The sequence below is a fragment of the Novipirellula methanifontis genome, assembly GCF_052161655.1.
Classification (GTDB): Bacteria; Planctomycetota; Planctomycetia; order Pirellulales; family Pirellulaceae; genus Novipirellula.
The window spans coordinates 5,513,301-5,533,144 of the sequence record NZ_CP197418.1 but is presented as its reverse complement, the minus strand read 5'-3'; the positions used below and the strand labels follow the sequence as shown (position 1 = coordinate 5,533,144).

The window sequence follows — 19,844 nt, the reverse complement described above, 5'->3', positions numbered from 1 at the left end:
TTAGCCGCTGCTGTTTATTCGGCAGCAGCGACTTCCTTGCGCCATACCGGCCGGGCGTTCGCGGTAATCTCGTCATCGACCTTACTCATCCGGGCCTTCAGCTTGGCAATGATCTCGGGATGGCTGTCTTTGACATTGTTTTGTTCCCCAATGTCGTCAGCCAAATTGAACAAGAACACCTGAGGCTCGGTCGACGCGTTCTTTTGGTTCTTCGCCTGACGTGGCAACTTTTCGAGGTATTTCCAATCGCCCAGGCGAATACCCTCCAGAACACCATGCGCAGAATAGAACACCAGCTCATTGCGAGGTGTCGTGTCACTCGTGAATGTCGACGAGATATCGAACCCATCGATCGTGTTACCTGACTTAGGCAGCGGTTTGCCGGAAAGAGCTGCAATGGTCGGCAGCAGATCCAGTGTCGATGTAAACGCATTGGTTGAGGTGCCAGCCGGAATGCGACCTGGTCCCCACATCACACATGGCACCCGTTGGCCACCTTCGAACGTTGTTCCTTTTCCGTCACGCAATGGTCCCGCGGTGCCGCCGTGGTTTTTGAATTGCAACCACGGCCCGTTGTCGCTGGTGTAGATGATGTAAGTGTTGTCGGCTAGATCAAGTTCACGCACGGTGTTGGCGATACGACCAACTTCTGCATCAATGTGTTCGATCACACACTTGTAGGCGTTCGCGGGATTCGCGTCGTAGGCATCCTCGGGAACGTACAACGGAATGTGCGGCATCGAATGAGGCAGGTACAAGAAGAAGGGTTTTGCCTTGTTCGCGGTAATGAATGCGATCGCTTGGTCGGTGTATCGCCGAGTGATGGTACGTTGGTCGACCGGCACTTCGATGATCTCTTCATTTTGAATCAGTGGAGTGTTCCACAGAGTCACCGCACTGCCTTGGTCTTTCCACAACGTGTCCGATGGCAGTCGCGGCTTGCCCTTGTTGTCGGGATGATTCATGTCGTTGGAATAGGGGATGCCAAAATAGGAATCAAACCCGTTCGCGCGAGGTAATGTTTCGGGGTGATGCCCCAGATGCCACTTGCCGACGCAAGCGGTCGCGTAGCCCTGGCTGCCGAGGTGATCCGCGATCGTGTATTCGTCGGGATGCAATCCATAGTCGCTTTGTGGAAACAGTACGTGGCGATGCAGTCCGACCCGTTTCGGATAGCTGCCGGTTAACAACGCGGCTCGTGACGGCGAGCACACCGAACACGCGGTATAGAAACTTTTGTAGGTGCGGCCTTCCGCTGCCAAACGATCAATGTTGGGCGTCTTGATCGTCTCGGATCCAAAGCAGCCCAGATCACCGTAGCCTTGGTCGTCGGTGAAAATGATGATGAAGTTAGGACGCTCACTTTCCGCGGCATTCGCCGAAGTCCTGTACAGACTTTGGGTGAACATCGTTAAAACTGCCGCTACGGCAAATACTTTTACTCTGTTCACATCACTCACTTTGGCATTTAACCGAAGCATACTGAAACCTTCATATTGGATAACGGAGAAATGAAAATCGGCGAAACAGCTGCGTCCGACAACGTCTACTTTTCGCCGCGGGCTGCGGCATCGACGATATTTTGTCGTTTCTGCTCTTCCTTGCGAATGTTTAGCCCGTGCGGATCAAGCCAAAGCGGGGCCATCAACCCCATTTGCCAGCGGTCGTATTTTGCGATCAACTGCTTCACTAGTGCCGGATTGTCTGCGGCCAAGTCGTCGCGTTCCCAAGGATCTTTCGACAAATCAAATAGTAGATGTTTTCCTTTGTAAACGCTGTACACTAACTTGTGATCGCCCTCTCGTACCGCGTAACCATAGCGGTCGTCGCCACAAGCGTACCGCCAGAAAAGCGTGTCGTGTGGTGACGACTTATTCTCCGCTTGCAAGTACGGCAACAAATTGACGCCATCCAAATCAAGTTCACTCGGAATATCGATACCTGCAGCCGCTAACGAGGTGGGGAAAATATCGAGTGCGGTGATTGGCTTGTCATAGTGCATGCCACCTTCGAGTTGCTTTGGCCACGTAACGCAAAACGGTACACGGATTCCCCCTTCAAACAGCATGCCCTTATGGCCGCGATACGGATAGTTGATCGCATGCTCGGTACGTCCACCGTTATCGCTGTAGAAGAAGATCAATGTGTTTTCGTAAATCCCCAACGCTTTCAGTTTCTCGGTGACTCGGCCGATACCTTCGTCCATCGCCGCGACCATCGCACCGTAAACTGCACGTCCACCGTATTCAATGTGCTCGGTCTTCTTCAGGTGCTCGCGTGTCGCTTGATCCGGACCGTGAGGAGCGTTGTAAGCGAGATATAAAAAGAACGGAGTCGCTTGATTGCGATCGACGAAGTGGATGGCTTCCGTCGAAAAATCGTCGGTCAGATAGGACAATTCTGATTTGGGGACAACCGCACCATTTCGCAACACACCCGCTTGCGGGCTTTTCGCTCCCGTGTCGCCCCAGTAACTCATTCCACCGCCCGAGAACCCAAACCACTCATCAAACCCACGTTCGGTAGGCCAAAACTTCCGATCATCGCCCAAGTGCCATTTGCCAATCGCACCCGTTCGATAGCCATTCTGTTTCATCACGTTCGAAAGCAGAGTTTCTGAGAGCGGCAAGCCCGAGTCGACATCATCTTCGTCTGCACCTGGATTGCACTCGTGACCGAATCGTTGTTGGTAGCGTCCCGCCAAAAGGCCCGCTCGACTGGGGCTGCAGTAGGGATGTGAGGCATATCCTGCGTCGAAGATGATCCCGTCGGCGGCTAACTCGTCCAGGTGCGGAGTTGGAATCTCTTTGCATCCGTTAAATCCGACATCGCTGAATCCTAAATCGTCAGCAACGATCACAACAATATTCGGACGTTCGTTCGCCTGCACGATGGCACTCAGACAAACGAGGGCGATCACTGGCAATACAACCAGCAAACGCGGTAACAGGAAAAAAGTGGGACGAGTCATGATGTCGGTAGCTCTTATCGAAAACGCACGGAAATATCGACACTTCTCGGTAATCGCACCAAAAAAGCTCGTTCCAAGACAGGAGGCCAGCGTCGTGAACAATTTTCTGGTAGCTACCTTCGCCAGAAGGTGGTGATTCGCATTGGATGCCAACAATCCACGCTCTGGCGAGCGTAGCTACGAAACGTAAATGCTGTAATTTCCGTGTCTGAAAATCGCCCACGCGTTGGGCAACAGCCTGGGAATCAGTGGTGCGGTTCACCGAGTTGTGTCTGAATAACGATGTAATGCGTTCACGACTCCGATCACGCTTACACCTTGGGCGGCTATTATATCCCAAAAAATATTCCGCTTGGGAGACATCCCGACAAAGACCGGAATTTGCGTCTCTGGGAACGTTGCTACCGCTCGATCTCGACAAGTCCCCGTTTGTCATCGGGGCGAGCCAAATGCAACGAGCCCAAGCAGCGTCCCTCGTCAGTCTTCGGCCCGCGAGCAAACAATAGACGATTCGCAGCGACACCGACAATTCCCAGCGAACAATTGAAATGGTATCGGCCGATCAGATTGAATTCGGCATCGGTCTTTAACAGCGTCGACGGAGATCCGTAGCAACCAAACCACCAAGCGTCATCGTGAAACGTTGCGGTTTGAATTCCCAGTTGAGTCCACTTACTATCAATCACGTGCTTTTTAATGAACTGGAAATCAGCGTCGTACTCGTAGACATAATTTTCTTGCACGCCGTCGGGCAGTCCACCGACCACGAAAAAATGACCTTCGGCGATCCCAATACCACCCGCACCATGGAACACTTCCTGAACCTCGTGCTTGGCCAGTAACTCAAGCGACTTGGCGTCGTAGACATAGACCCAAGAGTCCGCCTTTCCTTGGGGATTATTGAACTGCCCAAGGTTCACCGCGACGTAAATCTTAATGTCATCGAAACACAAATCACCGTGATGATTGGGAACCGCGATTTGTTTCAGCACTTTTCCGTTGGGGTCCGTCTTTACTAGCTGTGTCGTGAATGCCCAATAGATTGCATCTTCGTTGTCGGTACAGACGCCTTGCAAGTGATGGGCGTAATCGCCGTCGCATTTCACCTCGCCAAATTGCTTTTTCACCGGGCTCGCGTCGTTAGCGTTGGCAATCGGAATACTCGTGGCGAAAGCCAAAGAAACAAACGTCAGGAAGCCACGAAGCATCGGAGAGGGTCGAGTAGGCATGTTGGAACCGAGTAGGTAGGAGGGGGATGGAAAGGGGAGGGGACTCATCACGAGGCAGACGAGTGTGGAGGACACAAATGCGATCCCAGTGTAATGTCCTCGGTTTACAGAAGCGAGTCACTAATGCCACAGCAGCGGAGGTGGCAACGACAAATAGGTGTGTCGCACGGAACCGAAATAGGGATAAGGTATTTGTGCATTTCAAAGAGCATTGAGCCACGATAGCACATAGAGCGTCTGTTTTCGTCACTTTTCTGTGAACGTCTTTAGTAGATGCTCGATCCAAAGCTCCTACCCAATGCCGTGAATGATTTTAACGTAGCTACCTTCGCCAGAAGGTGGTGATTCGCGTTTGACGCCAACCATCCACGGTTTGGCGAGCGTAGCTACAAAATACAAACGCTGAAATTTGCAGCCTAAAATCATTCACGGCGTTGGGCTCCTGGCTGGCAATGCACTGCGGTCGAGTCTCCCGCCTCGTTTTTACTCGCTCGGCAGGCGGGAGTTTCCGATTCATGGAGGTCTCACGTAGGAGCCTATGAACCAGTGTCGGCGTTCACCGAGAAGTCTCGGTTTTCCAGCAAATTTCAAAGCTGATAATTCGCATCGCCAGGGTCGCGGCCGAGTTGGCATTTCAGGCTCGCTTCCGACACAGGAAACGAGGATGAAGTTTTGACGAATTTTGTTAGCAGGCTCCTTCATCTTCTTTCTCAGCCATCAGACGCGGATTGTTCGCAGAGCGACCAAGCTGGACGAGGCCGTTCCACGCGGCCACTTTAAGAGACATAAAACTTCGCCAACACCCAACGCCAGTTCGAAGTTCTTACGAACGGAATGCAGTTTGCTTACATCCGCTTCGCTGTGGCGACGCTCCACAAACACCGGCTGGCAGGTCCTCTCAAGTCGGAGTTCCACTCGATCATCTGCAAACCATCCATACGCGACTGGGGACCGTTCGCGGTGCAATTAGGAATTCGATTATGAAAGCGCTCTGCTGGCACGGACGACATGACGTTCGCGTTGATAATGTTGACGATCCCAAAATCCAAGATCCACGCGACGTGATCGTGAAAATCACCTCCTCAGGAATCTGCGGCAGCGATCTGCATCTCTACAACGGCTACATGCCCACGATGAAAGCGGGCGATATTATCGGTCACGAACCAATGGGAGAGATTGTCGAGCTGGGTAACGCAATTTCCAAGTTCAAGAAGGGAGACCGCGTCGTCGTTCCGTTCACAATCTCATGTGGTTCCTGCTTTTTCTGCGATCGTGACTTGTTTTCGCTGTGTGACGAATCCAATCCCAACGCGGCCCAGGCCGCAGAGGTGCTGGGGCAATCGCCTGCTGGATTGTTTGGGTTTTCGCACATGTTAGGCGGTTTTCCAGGCGGGCAAGCCGAATACATGCGAGTACCTTATGCTGACGTCGGACCAATCAAAGTACCTGAGGGGATCGACGATGACCAAGTTGTTTTTCTATCCGACATCTTTCCGACCGGTTATATGGCCGCAGAAAACTGTGGCATTGAACCAGGCGATACGGTTGCCGTTTGGGGCTGTGGTCCCGTGGCCCAATTTGCGATTCAAAGTGCATGGATGTTAGGCGCAGGCCGCGTCATCGCGATCGATCGGGTCCCCGAACGTCTGGAATTAGCGAGGACAAAGGGACGCGCCGAAGTCATCAACTTTGAGGAAACCAATGTTTACGAAAAGTTGATGGAAATGACATCAGGGCGTGGTCCCGATCGCTGTATCGACGCCGTGGGAGCGGAGTCGCATGCCGCAGGAAACGTGCAAGAAACCGTTGACGATATTCGTGAAGCCGCACACATACCGACAAACCACCCCTATTCGCTTGCCGAAGCGATCAAGTGTTGTCGCAAGGGAGGAACCGTGTCGGTGCCTGGCGTCTATACCGACAATCTCAATGGCATGCCCATGAGCGCGGTGATGAACAAGGGCCTGACGATCAAGAGCGGTCAAACCCATATGCAGCACTATATGGAACCTTTGTTAAAACGGATTGTTGAGGACGGTTTCGATCCTTCGTTCATCATCACCCACCGAGCCAAACTTGAAGATGCACCCGACCTATATAAAACGTTCGAAGCCCGCGAGGACGGTTGCATCAAAGTGGTTCTCAAACCGTAGGATCGACGCACAAAAAAAGCCCATGATCAGACGGACGAATCCACTGAACCATGGGCGAATGCTACAGACACTTGTTGCCCGAGTATTGATCTCGAGAGTACTCGGAAGTTATTCGGACTCTGCAACAGGCGTCGCCGGAGGTGCAGGGTTTTCGCTCACCCATTTTGTCAGCTCGTCCTGCTCGACCATTGGCGCTGTTGCGTCACTGCCTCCGCACCCGATAAGGAGGGCGATTGTCATTAATGGGAGTGCAAAATTAAGTAATCGATTCATCTCGTGTCCTCAGTAAATGATGTGGTTGAACTCGGTGCGGCGACTTCCGCTGCACCGAGGCGAAATTGGGCCGTCCGTCGATAGACTTCTTACTCAAGTGTCGCGTCGGTTTCTTTTCCTGCTCGAGTTCCGAGTGCCCCCCAAAGTCCGAAAGGACTCTTGTTTCCGGGCAATAAATAGGGAGCGGCAGTACCGACGTGAGCGCTTGTCTGATCGCCGGCTTCAATCGAGTCGGTCACAAATTTGACCGCTCCATCCCCCATCAAGACATGAACTCCGCCTTGATGCCGACTGCTTGGCGGGTAAATGCCATTGTTAAAGTTGTTGCGATCGACGCAAACAAGGCTATTGGGGGGATTAATCGTAGTGACGTTACCCCAGATACCTCGCTGCATGGCCCACTTATAGCCGCGACGTTGCTCGGGTTCGGTGCCGCCTCCCTCGTGGAGTGCAGGAACGAACGTGCTGGCCCAAAAACTTGGACGTTGAGAATCGACGAACCCATCACAAGATTGAATGCCACCCGCCACGCTGACGTTGTCGAGGGTCGACTTTGCGGCCCGCGTGCGGACATCGCTGTCCCCAAGGTCGGTGGCAATTTCTGCAGCACAGATTGTGTTCGATAGTCCGTCAAGCACATCGGTAAAAGAGCTGACGTTCCGCGGGATAAAAAAGCCTCGACTCGATGCGTTCTTTGAAATAGCGCCCGATGTTGACTGCGAACCATTGTCCGAGACACCGCCGTTCAGCTGCAATGCCGAGTCGCCGACTGCACAGGCATAGTTGGTTCGACCTTGCGACGGCAGCCCCTTGCCGGGGTCACTTGGACAACGAAATCCAGGGACTTCAGTCAACCAAGGCTCATATCGAGTCGCTGCGTGATGATCCAATGAACGACGTGGGTTCGGTCCCATCGGAGGAAACTGAGCGCCCGATACAGGATCTTTGTAGGGATTGCTGATCTGTTCCCACAACGCCTGTTGCTCAATAAATGGCGTAAGCCCAACCAACCAGCTGACTTCGAGCCGACTACTAGACATTGGAGCATTTGCCACCGTATGCCCCTCAGGAACACCGCCCAAGTTTGGGGTTCCCGTTCCATGCTTTGGGATCTGGTTATACGCGGCGTGGTAATTGTGAACGGCAAGCCCGATCTGCTTAAAGTTATTGCTGCAACTCATGCGACGAGCGGCTTCACGAGCCGCCTGCACAGCAGGTAGCAAAAGCCCAACCAATACGCCGATGATTGCAATAACAACCAATAGCTCTACCAATGTGAAGCCTCGCCGTTGGGTTTGAAGTCTGGTCCGCATACGAAGGGTCCTTAACGAGTATTGAAGATGAGTACAAAGTGACCTACCTCTAAGTAGATCGATAGAACTTCAGAATGACTCAACGTCACCCCGCAGAAATTTGCCTTTGTTGTCTATAGAGACTCAGCCAGCAAATGGATTGTGTCGATTTCGTTTTGAGAAAAAATGTATCTCTCAGCCTGTGGATCACGTGATGAAATCGGGTTAGCACAATTGCGATAGTCAGTAATGGTGAGCGATCTCACTCTATGAACTACAGAAGGTTCTATAGACTAGCAAAATCCAAATAGAATGTGCAACCAACTGAAGAGCAAAAACTTCCAGCAAAAATGTTTTTACTTTTGCCGATCTTGCAACCTATTTGCTTCGATCGTTTCAGTCGCTAACGATCGCTCGGTCCATTAATATTTGCAGTCGCACTCATCCCCTCTCTTTGCAGGGATGGCAAATAGTCACTGCGGCACCGTCTAGAAGCTAGATTCTGCTTTCGCGACAATTAAAAAGAGGTCGTCGTTCATTTGGCGACGAGAGTCTGCTACCGGAAGACCTCCGCTTTTGCCGCGACAATCATTCGAGGCTTTCAAAGGTGAGTCGTTAGGCGATTACACGCTAGAGGGGTTCGTCTAATGTTAGGAACTCAAACCGGCCAGTGGACCGGTGCTGTCGCCGAACGATTCGACTTCGACGCCGTTAACCTCCAGCATCGAGTGGTAAAGATTGCACAGCGGCATTTCTTTGTAGGCAATATGACGCCCACTTTGAATCTTTCCACCACCACGTCCCGCGACCAAAATCGGCAAATTATCGGGATCATGGCGATTACCATCGGAAATGCTCGATCCACACATGATCATCGAATTATCAAGCAAAGTTGATTCACCTTCGCGAATACCTTTCATCTTTCGCAGCAACGTTGCGAACTGCTCTACGTGCCAGCGATTGATTTGTTGATACTGGTCAATCTTGGCATCCTTGTTCTCATGATGGCTCATTTCATGATGGCCTCCCTTGACGCCATCAAGGAACGAGAAATTGCGCCCGGAAACGTCATTGGCGAACATGAACGATGCGACCCGGGTTGAATCGGTTTGGAACGCCAGCACCATCAGGTCCAACATCACGTCGATGTGTTCACGGAAATCATTGGGGACTCCAGGGCGACGGCGGGCAATTTCCACCGGATCGATACTCGGTTCCCACTCGCGTTCTTGCCCGCGCGTGGCAAATTCAATCCGGCGTTCGACCGCGCGGACCGCTTCGAGATACTCGTCCATCTTGAATTGATCATCACGTCCCAAGCGTCCCCGGACTCGCTTGGCATCGTCGAGAACATAATCCAACAAGTTTTGGTAAGACTCGGCTTCACTTTGCGACGTTTTAGCATCACGACCGAACAAGCGGTCATAAACAATCCGAGGATTCATCTCTTTCGCCACAGGGCGATTGGGAGTCTCCCACGAGATATACGAACCGTACAACCGTGTATAGCCGACGTTGCTGTCGATTCCCGAGACCACAGGTTCGGTTGCCAATTCCAACGACGCGATCGGCGTCTTGCCTTTTAGCTGCTTGGCAATCAACTGGTCGACGGAGATGCCGCCGCTGCTGATATCCTTGCTGGTGGTCTTGGTGACCGGCATTCCAGTCAAGAAGTTTGCCGTCTTTGCATAGTGCCCGTCGCCGCCATGGCTGTTCTTTTTATCAAGTCCACTCAGCACCAGGACGTCGTCACGGACATCAGCCAGCGGCTCGAGCGACGGCGTCAACGCGTAGTCACTGCCTTCGCTTTCGGGCACCCAGGCCTTCTCCCATACTCCGTTAGGAAAATACAAAAACGCGGTCCGCAGCGGCGCTTTGCCATTCGTTTCACCCGTGGCACCACGAACCGAGGATGGCAACGCAGAATGCATCCAAGGCAGTGCCAACGAAACACCCATTCCTTTGAGAAAGCGGCGACGTGTGGCGTTATTCATTGCAGAACTTGTTGGATTGTGCGTATTCATTTGCGAGTGATGCTTTGCCAAAAGGGAGGCCGTTATTTTGCGTCGACCGATGCTTTGAAGAAACGGTGCTGAAAGGGGTAACTTAAACAAATGGTCTCGATCAAAACCGCAGCACGATCATCGTGTGATTTCAGTTGTTTCAAACACTCGGCCACCACGCAATCATCAAATTTACCGAGTGATCGTCCTAAAGCAAATCCGAGCAGCTTTTTGACGAAATGTTTGCGGAACTCATCCGATCGCTTAGCCACCAGTGACTTCAGCTCGGCCGGACCACTGAACGTCTGGCCCGATGGCAGTCGGCCGCTGGCGTCAATCGGAGCCTTACCATCCATGGTACGCCATCGTCCGAGCGCGTCAAAGTTTTCAAGCCCGAAACCGAGCGGGTCCATCCGGTTGTGACACGAAGCACAGGTCGGGTTTTTGCGATGAATCTCAAGTTGTTCGCGGAGCGTAGCAACTTCGCCCTCGTCGGTCGTTTCTTCCAGTGGCGGTACGCCTGGTGGTGGAGGTGGCACGGGAGAACCAACGACCTCACTCAAAATCCACTGGCCTCGCAATACCGGGCTGGTGCGGCGCGAGTGCGATGTTTTGACCAGCACCGCACCGAGTGTCATCACTCCACCGCGACGGCCGTCTTCGACTTTGACTCGCTTCCACTCGGTGGCCTTCGCGGGCTTCGATTTCGTAAACGCGTCACCATCCTCGGCTAAACCGTAATGCTCGGCGAGTCGTTGGTTGATGATCACGTGGTCACCATCGATCAAGTCCAGCAGGCGGCGATCATGTTGGAATATATCACTGACGAATGACGTTGCTTCGCTCTGCATGTCGGCGAGCATCGCATTGTCAAAATCAGGAAAGACCTCTTGGTCAGGCGTTTTCGATTTCATATCGGTTAGGCCCAGCCACTGCAGCCCAAAATTCTCTCCAATACGACTGGAGCGTGGATCCGCTAACATCCGAGCGACTTGCGATTTGACCGTTTCGTCTTTGAGAATCTCTCCGGAATCGGCCAGACGAGACAGTTCGGCATCAGGGATCGACGACCACAAAAACAGCGACAACCGCATCGCTAATTCATGAGCAGTTAAACGCTGGACGCCGCCTTCGGGTGATTCTTTTTCGACGACAAACAGGAAGTGCGGCGACAACAAGATTGCTTTGAGTGGTTGCGACATCGCGTTGACGGCGGCGGTGTTGTCGATGGTGGTGCCTGATGTCTCGCCACGTTTCAGCGCCGCATCATACAACGTCATCAAGCGTTCGATTTCTACGTCGTCGATCGGACGTCGCCATGCTCGGCGAGCAAACCGCTGGACGATGTCTTGCACCGCCTTTCGTACCAACGTTGCATCATCCGATTTTGTAATCTCGCTACGGTTTTCCGTTGAAAGCCACTGAGTGACAGCCCAATCCGCCGTCCGCAGGTAACTTTCCAAATGAATCGGCGACAGGAACAACGAGTCGCCATTGGTGTCAAAACCTTCGCCACCACTGCCGTCCGATGGCAAGCTGATCGAATCCGGGAGCGGTGTGCCAACAAGGTCTTCGATCGCATATCCGAATTCGCTGCGAGTCAAACGCCGAGACATCACGTTGCCACGGTACCATTTTTGCGTGGTGTCTGACGCCAATTCATCACAGAGTTTCTGTTTCGGTCGAGCTTCAAACCAGGCTTGGATTGCCTGCTTTTGCTCGGCGGTAAACGGTTCGCTGTCTTCGGGGGGCATTTCGCCCAACTCAATTCGCTTGACGATACGTTCAAACGAATCGCGATGCTTGATAGCCATCTTGCCGTCGGTGAATTGTGCGATGTTAAATTCACCTTCGGCGTCCTTGTTGCCATGACAATCCAAGCAATGGGATTTCATCAAAGGTAGAATCGCCGCCTCGTATGCCTTACTCCATTCCGCTTCAGACTGCTCCGCCACGACGGGAGAGACTAGCAGGCTGAACAGAACAAGCACGCTGCAGGAGCGAGCGGCCAACGATTGCCAGCAGTTCGAGAGCGTCCAGCGACTAGCCGCAGAGCTGCGCTGTGTTGCTGTGCACTGATTCGGTGAAATGGGCGTAAAACGAGCCATCTTGGGATCGCATCAGAGGATTTAGGGAGGGAGGGGGAGAGCGAAAGAAGTGATCCATTCACTCGGCGGGGTATTCCATTGTAATCGGTTTGTCACATCCGCAACACGCCACTTTACCAGACCGCGTCATTCCCCAGCAGTGACATAATTACCCCATTGAGGGCGTAAACCGCGAGCATGACGCTATAGCCAACGCTGTGAGGCATTTTTTCTTATAGGGTTTGTGCTAATTTAGCGTAGCGGAAGTCGTCAAGACTTTCGTTCCATGACGTATGCCCTCCGAAACTCTTGACGAGTTCCGCTACGAAATGCTTCACAGCGTTCCGCGATAGCGAGTCATTTCTCGGGCTGTTGCGGAACATTGAAGGGAGCGTTAATTCCAAGTTACTGAGCGAACGTCGCGACGTTTTGGATAAGAGTCGTTAACATCAACCGCCATAGCTCTTTTGGTGCGACCGATGCCCCACAAGTGTCGCACACGGCAGCAGTCCGAGTTTCCACAGAAAATTGAGTTTCGATTTATTTGGCGTATCGCAATCAGCGCCACAGTGGCGATGGCATGCGTCCGCGATAACCACGGGCTCACGCCGGACTGCTAAATCTTTAGGCTTATTGTGATTTTTGGTCGCGCCGGTTTTCTGCCACCTCTCCACCAACTTCGTTGGGGGAGAGGTCGAACGGAGCCTTCAGCGACGTTCGGGTGAGGGGGCTGACCGAGCAAGTCGCTGCCGACGATAACACCGTTTGCACCGGAATTGCTCGCCGATAGCGCGGTCGCCCCCTCACCCGAGCAACGCCTAAAGGGCGTGCTCGACCTCTCCCCCGACTTCGTCGGTGGAGAGGTAACTGCAGTATCGGCCGGAAAAAAAACTCACGCCCAATATCCGAAGTCAACAGCAGAGTTTTAGCAGTCCGCGGCTAGCGCCGTCGGATCATAGGACCAACGCTCATCTTCAATCTGCGATTGTTTGCTACGCCAACACCTTCTTGATCACGTTGCCGTGCACGTTGGTAAGACGGAAATCGAAACCTTGATGACGATAGGTCAGCCGTTTGTGGTTGATCCCCAATAGATGCAGCACCGTGGCGTGGAAATCGTGCACATGAAACGGATCGATCGCAGCGGAGAAGCCAAAGTCGTCGGTCTCGCCGTAGCTCGTTCCCGCATTCACTCCGCCGCCTGCCATCCACAATGCACCGCTCTTGGTGTGATGGTCGCGGCCACTGCCGCCTTGCGACATGGGCGTTCGTCCAAATTCGCCTCCCCAAATCACTAACGTGTCCTCGAGCATTCCGCGTTGCTTCAAATCGCGGATGATTGCCGCACATCCTTGGTCGACCTCTTTCGCTCGATCGGTCACACCGCGGACGACGCCGCCGTGATGGTCCCAACCGGTGTGGTAAAGCTGGATGAAGCGGACTCCACGCTCGGCCATCCGGCGTGCCATCAAGCAATTCGAGGCAAAGCTGCCGTCCGGCTTGTCAGCCACGCCGTAAAGTTTTCGTGTCTCTTCTGATTCCGATGCAAAATCCGCAAGGTCGGGGACACTCGTTTGCATCTGGAATGCCAGCTCATACTGGTTGATCCGAGTCAGGATTTCAGCATCGACGGCATTCTCGTAATGCAGCCGATTGAGTGCTTCGATGGACTCGATCGTTTGGCTTTGGGTTGAGCGGCTGATACCCGCAGGCGATGTCAAATAGTTCAGCGGCTGTTCGCTGCCGTAAAACTCAACGCCCTGATGCTTTCCAGGCAAGAAACCGTTGTGCCATGCGGTGGTGGGAATTGGTTGCCCCGGAGGCCCGCTTCGCATCACGACAAAATCAGGCAAGTTCGCCGACTCAGACCCGAGCCCATAAGACAACCAAGATCCCATGCTCGGGCGTCCCGCGATCCCGAACCCGGTGTTCATGAAGGTGTGCGCAGGGTCGTGGTTGACTTGATCAGTCTGCAGCGTGCGGACCACACACAAATCGTCCGCCACCTGCTGTAAATTCGGCAGCAAATTAGAAATCAGCTGTCCCGAGTTACCACACTTTTTGAAGCCAACGTTGGTGCCAAAGCATTTCAGTGCCTCGTATTGCAGAAACGCCAGCTTGACTCCTTCGGTTAGCGATTTTGGAATCGGTTTGCCATTGAGCTCACGCAACATCGGCTTGTCATCAAAGGTTTCGAATTGACTCGGACCTCCGGACATGTACAAGTAGATCACCCGCTTGGCCTTTGCCGGGTGGTTGGGGAACTGGGGCTCGCGAGCCATTGCCGATTCGCGCCCCAGAACACCGCTTAACGCAGCAGCACCGAGCCCCGTTGCCGTACGCGAAAAGAAATGACGCCGCGTGACATTCAACATCGACCGGTCGTACATCGATTGATTCTTCATAGCGTTATGAGGGTATCCGAAAAGGGGTCTGACCCTCTCCGGTGAGGAAAATAAACTCAACAAAAACGACTCGGCTCCAAAGGGTCAGACCCCTTTTCGGATACCCTAAGATCGGTTCAAAAATTCGTGTAAGTTCAAGATGGTGCGAGTGACGACGGTCCAGGCCGCGAGTTCGGCGGGATCGACATCAGCGGGCACCGGTGCTTGTCCGATGGAGATCAGTTGGTTTGCCGCAGCAATGTTGTCGCGGTAATGCAGCCGCTGCTGAGTGAGCAGTTGCATCAATACCTGTTTTTCGTCCTCGGTGGCCCTGCGTTGTAACGCCATTTCGAAAGCAGCGTCCAACTTCGCATCATCATTCGAACCAGCCTCGTTGCAGACCCGCGAAGCAAACACTCGGGCGGCTTCTACGAAGATCGGATCGTTGAGTAAAGCGAGTGCTTGGCCAGCGGTGTTGGTGACATTCCGCTTTGCCGTGCATTCCTGCCGCGTGGGGGCATCAAAGGCCAGCATTGTGGGATGGATGTTTTGGCGTTTCCAGAACGTGTACATGCTGCGGAGGTATTGCGACTGCTCGCGACTGGTTTCCCAATCCAAATGCCGGCTCCCGAACATCACCTTGTCCGACGTGGTCCAATAGGGACTCGGTTGGTAGGGATAGAAACTGTGCGTTGGGATCTCGGTTGTCATCTTCAGTAGCCCCGCGGCGCGAAGCGCCGAATCGCGGATGCTTTCCGCAGGCAACCGAAATCGATGCTGGCGTGCATGCGTCCGATTGTCTGGATCTCGCTCAAGTAATTCGGCCGACGGTTTGGAACTTAGCTGGTAGGATCGCGTCGACGTCAGCAACCGAACCATGTGATTGCGGTCCCAGCCACTGTCGCGAAATTCGCAAGCAAGCCAATCCAACAACGCAACATTCGACGGCCACTCACCCTGGGTCCCTGAATCATCGAGCGTGTCGCTGATGCCTCGCCCATAAAAATGATGCCACAAACGGTTGACATAGACTCGTGCGGTGAGCGGATTTTCATCGTGGAAAAGCCACTGAGCGAGGTCCAGCCGATCGGGCTGTGGCTTGTTGATCGAGTTACCTAAAAACTCAGGAACCGATGCGGACACGAACGGGCCCGTTTTGTCCTGGTAGTCGCCGCGGTTCAGCAAACGCGTGTTTTTTCTTGTTTCCGCTTGTTTTGATACCAGCACCGGCATTGCTTGCGAGCGCAGTCGTCCAAGTTGCGACTCGAGGTTTCGCAATTTCTGCATCCGCTGCGGCTGTGTCTGCTCGCGAAACGCGTCTTCGACAATTTCGGTTTGCAAATCATCGCGATTAGTTGGCTGGGTTTTCATCGCAGTTGCGACATATTCGGCGCGTCGCTCGTACACTTGGCGGTTCATTGGCCGCTCCCACCACTTGCGGATCGCGGTTTCGCCTAGTTGCAGCATCGTCACCTTATCGGTGCGAAGTTCAAGCCCGCTATCGCCCCACCGCACCCGGCCGCCCGATTGCAGCCACGCCATCCCTACCGCCTCAAACGACTGGCCACTCACCGATTTGATCAAGTCCGCAAATGGAACGCGAAGACGCACCCAACCCGATTGATCGGGCAACTCCCCCATATGTTTGACCCGATTCGGATCGCTCCAGGGTTGCGGTTTGTCCAGAACTCCGGACGTATCATTGCCCCAGTAATACGTCTCGTAGTTGGCGGTTTTCCAACCCAAACGGCCATAGTCTCCATGCGATATCTGAATCCCGATCATTTCAGGTCGATCGTCTTGATCCAACCACACATCGACATACCAGACGTCTTTAGCCGCGTCGGTTTTAAAGGAACCGTGGTTGACGTAGCCGGTCATCAACTCCGCCGCGTGGTGTCGACGAAACTCGCTTGGTTTCGCCGTTGTTTCCCGAGCCAGTTTGTTGTCGACTTCGGTCATGTCGAAGTCGCCCTCCAACACGCGGACTGCGGGAAGTTGCGTCTCGATCCAAACGAATTCGCCGCGAGTCTTGCTGTCCTTCAACCGCTCGGACACCTCGTGCTGCCACTCGTTTAAGCCGTCCGTCGCTTTTTGATCGATCTCGCGTTGCAAGTTGGCGATTTCCTCCGCGAGTCGCTTGTCTTGCTGAGACCGAGTGGATTGACCATAGACGTAGTGCAGCGGTTCGCGTCGGTCCCCTGGCGTGTAGACACCTGCTTCGACAAGGTCATCAAAAAACGCAGCCAAGCTGTAATAGTCTTTTGCCAAAATCGGATCGAATTTGTGGTCGTGGCATTCGGCACAGCCGGTGGTCAGTCCCATCCAAACGGTGCCGATCGCGCGAACGTGCTCGCCCTTTAATTTGTACAATTGCTCCTCTTCGATCGCTCCGGCTTCACAGTTCGTGTTGACGATGCGGTTGTAGCCGGACGCGATCAAGTCATCGTCGGTGGGGTTGGGCAACAGGTCGCCAGCCAATTGTGCTATCGAAAACTGATCGAAGGGCATGTTGTGGCCAATCGCCTCGATGACCCAGCCACGGTAGGCGCCCGAGGCAATCGGCTCGTCACTGACAAATCCGCTGGTGTCGGCCCAGCGAACTAAATCAAGCCAACGGACGGATTGGTGTTCGGCATAGGCGAGCTCTGACATCCAGCGATCGCGGAATTCGAAAAACGCTTCGTCATTTGGGTTGGCTTCGAAACCGGCAACCTCGTCAGCGGTTGGTGCCAATCCACGCAAATCAAAACTGAGCCGACGTAACCTTTCACGCGGTGTCGCAGGTGGTGCTGGCGAGACGCCCAAATCATCCCAGCCGGCTTCGAGAAACGCGTCGATCGCGGCAGCCCCGGTCAATGATTTTGAATCTGATTCTGCGTCTCGGTTCGCTGTTCCCGGAATAGCGGGCCTTTGGAGTGGTTTCCAGGCCCAGTGCTGCTGGTACTCGGCCCCTTGCTCGATCCACTGCTTCACCAGTTCACGCTCTACCGAAGTGAGATGCCGTTCCGAATCGGGCGGCGGCATGATTTCGTCCGGATCGTCACTGAGGATGCGGCGAACTAGTTCGGATTCATCGGGATTCCCTGGAACGATGGCATCCGACTCCGTCGATCCCTCGAACGTATCAAGCCGCAGCCCCGCCTCGCGGTGAGCCTCGTCAAATCCGTGACAGTAGAAACAGTTATCGCTCAGGATAGGGCGTATGTCTCGATTGAATTCCACTCGATCGCCACCCATCACGGTGCCTGTCGGAAGCAAAAGGAGAAAAAGTGCGTGACGAAAACAATTCATGGATGGAAGTGCCAGAAATCCGTTAGGCGGGCGGGGAGCAATTTTCGGGGGGCGTCTTAGGATCGAGTTAGACTCGATAGTGCAAGATTACACGCGATATGTCCCCGCGTCTTGCATACACGCACCATATTCTTGTACGTTTTGACCATGGGCAGTCCTCGGGGCGAGTGATTGTCGATAGAAGGCGACCGATCCTGGTCGCTCAGGCGATTACGGCACTATGGGAGCGGGGCGTGAAAGTTGTACGCCCAATGAGTGCAGCTCACGACACTGTTGGTGTTTATTCGCTACAGCGGGTTCTGATATCCAACGAAACTCTTCGCGAGTTTCGCTACCCTGCTCTTACTCGCCGCCACGAAACTCAAAGCAAGAAAAGCGACTAGGCCAAATACCGTTTCGTACGCATGAAAAATTCGGTAACGGTTTTCTGACCCCGTTGGATCGGTTTGCTCATCAATTGTCGCTACAATCGCGAGAACAACCGGGTTGTGATGAACACTCAAACTTGGGTTAGAACATCGCGATTTTTTAGCTCGGTCGTGACCACATTGACTTCCTTTTTTCCCCTTGTACTTTGCTGACCTGTCTATGATCTCAATGAAACTCGATGGTCTTGTCGCCGCCACCTACACCCCGTTTGACGAACTCCAGGAACTGAAGCTAGACGTGATTCCTGCGATGGTGGACGATGTTCTAGCGCGAGGCGTTTCGGGGCTGTACGTTTGCGGCAGCACGGGCGAAGGAATGTCGTTGACCAGTGACGAACGTCGCCGCGTCACCGGAGCCTATGTCCAAGCGACTGCGGGGCGGGTCCCGGTGATTGTGCAAGTGGGGCACAACAGTGTTCGCGAAGCAAGATTGCTGGCCGAGCATGCTGCGGAGGTCGGGGCCGATGCGATCTCTGCTACCTGTCCTTCCTACTTTCCCGTTCGCGATGCCAAAACATTGGCCGCTTGTATGGCGGATATTGCCGGCGGTGCTCCCGCACTTCCCTTCTACTATTACCACATTCCCGCATTGACCGGATCCGCGGTCGACGTGGCGGAGTTCATGAAGTGCGGCGGCGACCAAATCAACAATCTTGTCGGTCTGAAATACACCGATACCAAACTGTTCGAGTTCCAACATTGTCTAGAGATGGACAATGGAAAGTTTGACGTCGTTTGGGGCTGCGACGAAATGTTGCTCGGTGCCTTGGCCACCGGAGCACGTGCGGCGATCGGCAGCACCTACAATATCGCAGCACCACTGTACCGACGCCTGATCGACGCGTTTGAATCAGGCAATCTTATCGAAGCAAGAAAACTTCAATCGCAGTCGATCCAGATGATTTAGACGTTGAATCACTACCCGTTTCATGCCGCAATGAAAGCGGTACTCGCGATGCGAGGTTTGCAGGTCGGCGGATGCCGCTTGCCTCAAGGACGTCTGGATTCAAGCGAAACCGAAAAGCTGAAAGCAGAACTCGACGTGATCGGCTTCTTCGAATGCCTAGAGCATATTGACAATTGATGTGGGGTGTAGTGCCGGTTCCCACCGGCCAATCACATGCTGGCTGTTTTGGCGTACGCGATCTGTTGATTTAGTGAGCCGTGGGCCGTAAGGCACCGGGTAATGCTGTTGATTTAGTGAGCCGTGGGCTGTAAGGCACCGGGTAATGCGTGGGACCCGGCCGCTATCGCGCGAGCGGCTCACTAAATCAACAGCCCGCTAGCCACTGTTTCGGCGTTCAACTGCCGCTATCGCTGGACTGGTGTAAACTTTGGTCTTGACGTCGGATATTAGGAGTGGTTTTTTCTTCCGGCCTTTGCTGCAGTTACCGCTCCACCGACGAAGTCGGGGGAGAGGTCGAGCACGCCCATTAGGCGTTGCTCGGGTGAGGGGGCGACCGCGCTATCGGCGAAAATTTTCGGGGCAATTGGCGTTCGAGTCGGTGAGCGAGTTGCTCGGTCAGCCCCCTCACCCGAATGTCGCTGAAGGCTCCATTCGACCTCTCCCCCAACAAAGTTGGTGGAGAGGTGGCAGAAAAGTTGCGCAACCAAAACTCGAAGGTATACGACCACTGTCACTTGATAAGTGAACGTCAATTTCACAGGCGTTTGGAAAAGTCTATACGCCATTGGGAAGGCTTATTCTCGGACGCCGCGTGTGCTGCAAT

Annotated in this window: 11 protein-coding genes; 3 read left to right on the top strand and 8 right to left on the bottom strand. The window is 53.7% G+C overall.

Annotated elements, in window-relative coordinates; genetic code table 11:
- Window positions 1–14: 14 nt before the first annotated feature.
- The 3 genes from SH528x_RS20145 to SH528x_RS20135 form a co-directional block, all read right to left on the bottom strand.
- Window positions 15–1,409, bottom strand: a complete 1,395-nt coding sequence (locus tag SH528x_RS20145; protein ID WP_442512145.1) for a sulfatase family protein — start codon at window positions 1,407–1,409, stop codon at window positions 15–17.
- A 137-nt stretch (window positions 1,410–1,546) separates the two neighbouring features.
- Window positions 1,547–2,971 carry a sulfatase-like hydrolase/transferase gene (locus tag SH528x_RS20140; RefSeq protein ID WP_442505247.1) on the bottom strand — a complete coding sequence of 475 codons (1,425 nt, stop codon included), beginning with the start codon at window positions 2,969–2,971 and terminating at the stop codon, window positions 1,547–1,549.
- Window positions 2,972–3,372: 401 nt separating this feature from the next.
- On the bottom strand, window positions 3,373–4,200 hold the full coding sequence (locus SH528x_RS20135; RefSeq protein WP_442505246.1) for a hypothetical protein: 828 nt from the start codon (window positions 4,198–4,200) through the stop codon (window positions 3,373–3,375).
- A gap of 980 nt (window positions 4,201–5,180) precedes the next feature.
- On the opposite strand from SH528x_RS20135, the gene SH528x_RS20130 reads away from it, so the two are divergent.
- Window positions 5,181–6,353, top strand: coding sequence for a zinc-dependent alcohol dehydrogenase (locus SH528x_RS20130; RefSeq protein ID WP_442505245.1), 1,173 nt, complete (start codon window positions 5,181–5,183; stop codon window positions 6,351–6,353).
- A 362-nt stretch (window positions 6,354–6,715) separates the two neighbouring features.
- On the opposite strand, the gene SH528x_RS20125 is transcribed toward SH528x_RS20130, so the two are convergent.
- From SH528x_RS20125 to SH528x_RS20105, 5 genes are all read right to left on the bottom strand, one after another.
- Window positions 6,716–7,939 carry a DUF1559 family PulG-like putative transporter gene (locus SH528x_RS20125; RefSeq protein ID WP_442505244.1) on the bottom strand — a complete coding sequence of 408 codons (1,224 nt, stop codon included), beginning with the start codon at window positions 7,937–7,939 and terminating at the stop codon, window positions 6,716–6,718.
- A 629-nt stretch (window positions 7,940–8,568) separates the two neighbouring features.
- A complete protein-coding gene (locus SH528x_RS20120) occupies window positions 8,569–9,912 on the bottom strand; it encodes a DUF1552 domain-containing protein (RefSeq protein WP_442505243.1) in 1,344 nt (447 codons plus the stop codon).
- Between the two features lie 62 nt (window positions 9,913–9,974).
- Window positions 9,975–12,029 carry a DUF1592 domain-containing protein gene (locus SH528x_RS20115; RefSeq protein ID WP_442505242.1) on the bottom strand — a complete coding sequence of 685 codons (2,055 nt, stop codon included), beginning with the start codon at window positions 12,027–12,029 and terminating at the stop codon, window positions 9,975–9,977.
- A gap of 971 nt (window positions 12,030–13,000) precedes the next feature.
- Entirely contained in the window at window positions 13,001–14,413 is a 1,413-nt protein-coding gene (locus SH528x_RS20110; protein WP_442505241.1) for a DUF1501 domain-containing protein, read from the bottom strand.
- Window positions 14,414–14,518: 105 nt separating this feature from the next.
- Window positions 14,519–17,686 carry a PSD1 and planctomycete cytochrome C domain-containing protein gene (locus SH528x_RS20105; protein WP_442505240.1) on the bottom strand — a complete coding sequence of 1,056 codons (3,168 nt, stop codon included), beginning with the start codon at window positions 17,684–17,686 and terminating at the stop codon, window positions 14,519–14,521.
- A 588-nt stretch (window positions 17,687–18,274) separates the two neighbouring features.
- Between SH528x_RS20105 and SH528x_RS20100 the strand changes: the two genes are divergently transcribed.
- Both SH528x_RS20100 and SH528x_RS20095 read left to right on the top strand, forming a co-directional pair.
- The gene (locus SH528x_RS20100) at window positions 18,275–19,021 is read left to right on the top strand and encodes a dihydrodipicolinate synthase family protein (RefSeq protein WP_442505239.1); all 747 of its coding nucleotides are present in this window, start codon (window positions 18,275–18,277) and stop codon (window positions 19,019–19,021) included.
- A gap of 3 nt (window positions 19,022–19,024) precedes the next feature.
- Window positions 19,025–19,198, top strand: coding sequence for a hypothetical protein (locus tag SH528x_RS20095; protein ID WP_442505238.1), 174 nt, complete (start codon window positions 19,025–19,027; stop codon window positions 19,196–19,198).
- Window positions 19,199–19,844 lie beyond the last annotated feature (646 nt).